The sequence below is a fragment of the Brachyspira sp. G79 genome (assembly GCF_002379365.1).
In the GTDB taxonomy this organism is placed as follows: Bacteria; Spirochaetota; Brachyspiria; order Brachyspirales; family Brachyspiraceae; genus Brachyspira.
In genome coordinates, this window is sequence record NZ_JQIU01000001.1 from 1 (window position 1) to 2151 (window position 2151).

Genomic DNA, 2151 nt, shown 5'->3' on the forward strand with positions numbered 1-2151 from the left:
ACTTTTTGGTAAGGCTTTTATTTTATATATACATAAACAACTACAATTTGCCAAATAATGATTTTTTTAATTTGTATATTTGCAGTGTTTTGCTGCTAAGTGGCAATCCCGAAATGCAGTATTGCATTTTTACATATTATTTTATTACATTTAAAACAAAAACAATATATAAAAATTACTATAAATAAAAAATTATAGTGTATATTTTAATATAAGCCGTATAAAAAATACAAATCTGTATCATCTATAATTATTTAAAATCAGAATTAAGTTTAAAATATTCTAGTTCAGATGATAAATTGCTAGTGCCCTGTACTACTTCTTTTCCAAGTATAGAACTTTCATTAACAAGTTCTGCATTTTCCTGTGTAATATTATTAAGCTCATTCATAGCAGTATTAATTTGTTTTACACTCTCTTCTTCTTCAGAAGCAGATTCATATATTTGAGAAAGTATATCAAATACATCTTTAGCAGATTTTTCTATTTCAACAAGTATATCTAGAGAACGTTTTACAGATTCATCTCCTACTTCTATTTTAGTAACAGTTTTTTCTATTATACCTGTTATATTTCCAGCAGCCTCATTAACATTCTGTGCTAAAGCTCTAATCTCAGAAGCAACAACAGCAAATCCTCTGCCCTGCTCTCCAGCACGTGCTGCTTCAACTGCAGCATTAAGTGCCAATATATTCGTTTGAAAAGCTATAGACTGTATCAATTTTGTAATATTGGATATTTCTTTGCTGGACTCTGAAATTTCTATCATATTATTTGATATTTCACTTACAGCAGAAACTCCATCTTGAGTAGACTCTGTAACTTTAGCACTCATATTTTTGGCATTATATGAATTTTTTGAAGTATTTGATATAGCAGAAAAAAGATTCTCTATAGAGCTTGTAATCTCTTCAACAGCTGCTGCCTGAGATGAAGTACGATTTGATAAATTATCTATCCCTCCAGATATCTTTTCTGAAGAAGTATTAATGATAGATATGTTAGTCTTTAATTCTGATACTATAGTATGCATTATATGCTGCATATCATTAATAGAATTAGCCAAAACACCTGTTACATCTTTTCTTTTTAATTCTTTTTCATCAAACTGACTGTCAAATCTTCCGTCCTGCATCAAAGTCATTATAGTAATAGCATGATATAAATTATTGGATAAAGGTATCACTATTTTTGCTACTAAAATAAACTCAAGCACTATAAGCAGTATTATGCATAAAAACAAACTTATCATCATAAATCTGAACTGAGAATAAAAAGGTTCAGCACTTCCTTTAAATACCAATATCCAAGGAGCATTATCAGTTTTTTGAATAGAATACCATTCATCTTTTATAATATTCAAATCCCCAATATGAGATGATAAATTATTTTTAAAATCAGAAAATATTTCATAAGTAAATAAATTATTAGTTTCATTCAAAATATAGTCACTATTTTCATGAGTCATAAAAATACCTTCTTCAGAAACTATATAAACATCTTCTGTAAAATTCTTTTTAAGGCTCTCTGTAATAGCATTAATATTAGCAAAATCTATGGCACATACACCCTTAAGAGCTCCATTAGTATAAACAGCCTTACCAAATGTTACCGTAAGTTTATTAACAGCAAAATCAATATAAGGATCGCTAATCATTATATCATTAGCAGAAACAGAATCCTTATACCAGTCCCTAGAAGTTTGATCATAAGTTAAAGGATAAACTTCCAAAGTATTCATAAAGACTCCTCCATCTGGATAAGGAGCACTTCCTCCAAAATAAACATTTAAATATCCAGTATTAAGTTTCTGAACATTTGTAATAAAATTTCCAAATTCCACCCAGCTAGGATTAGATTCTAAATATGCCGCCATAACATATATAGTATTTTTAAGCTCTTCAACATAGCCTTCAGTTCTTGTTTTAGCTTCTAAAGTTTGAAGATGCTTTTCTCTTAAAAATCTTGATTTATATAAAGGTCTGTAAACAAAACAAATTATGATAAATAATAATAATAAAAATATTATAAAAGGAGCTAAGAATTTAAGCATTAATCTATTTTTCATAATAAAATCCTTTATACAAAATAAAAACATATACTTTATAATATATAGATAATATTAACAAAGTCAAAAATAATTATACTTTT

The 2151-nt window shown here is 27.4% G+C and carries 1 protein-coding gene; it reads right to left on the reverse strand.

Annotated features, from left to right (window positions below):
- Nucleotides 1–250: 250 nt before the first annotated feature.
- The gene (locus tag KQ44_RS00005) at nt 251–2068 is read right to left on the reverse strand and encodes a methyl-accepting chemotaxis protein (RefSeq protein ID WP_096735705.1); all 1818 of its coding nucleotides are present in this window, start codon (nt 2066–2068) and stop codon (nt 251–253) included.
- Between the last annotated feature and the right edge of the window lie 83 nt (nt 2069–2151).

Excerpts from the sequence above, each read along its gene's own strand:
- KQ44_RS00005 (WP_096735705.1), bottom strand. The coding sequence starts at position 2,068 with ATGAAAAATAGATTAATGCTTAAATTCTTAGCTCCTTTTATAATATTT.